Here is a 242-nt window from a genome sequence, read left to right as displayed (position 1 = left end):
CACTGTATCAGCCTTGTCCGCCACATACCTTTTACCATCCACACCCTCAATAACGCAGAAAAAGTACAAGAACCCCAAAAATTTCCAACCCTCTTCAAACACCAATACCCTCTCTCTTACAATCTTTCCTCCAAACTCATTGAACTCATCCACCACACCTTCAAAAAACAACTATTCGATCCCCAAGCCGTGTATCTCACCATGCATCTCCAAAGCCTTCACAAAAAACTTAAATAACCACT

Annotated in this window: 1 protein-coding gene; it reads left to right on the top strand. The window is 42.1% G+C overall.

The window, feature by feature from the left end; translation table 11 throughout:
- Nucleotides 1-6 precede the first annotated feature (6 nt).
- Nucleotides 7-237, top strand: a complete 231-nt coding sequence (locus tag FS736_RS25650; protein WP_395883966.1) for a PRD domain-containing protein — start codon at nt 7-9, stop codon at nt 235-237.
- The last annotated feature ends 5 nt before the right edge of the window (nt 238-242 follow it).

This window comes from Cytobacillus oceanisediminis 2691, assembly GCF_007678455.1.
In the GTDB taxonomy this organism is placed as follows: Bacteria; Bacillota; Bacilli; order Bacillales; family Cytobacillaceae; genus Mesobacillus; species Mesobacillus oceanisediminis_A.
Note: the sequence above shows the minus strand (reverse complement) of the source record. Positions and strands in the feature narration are given on the sequence as shown.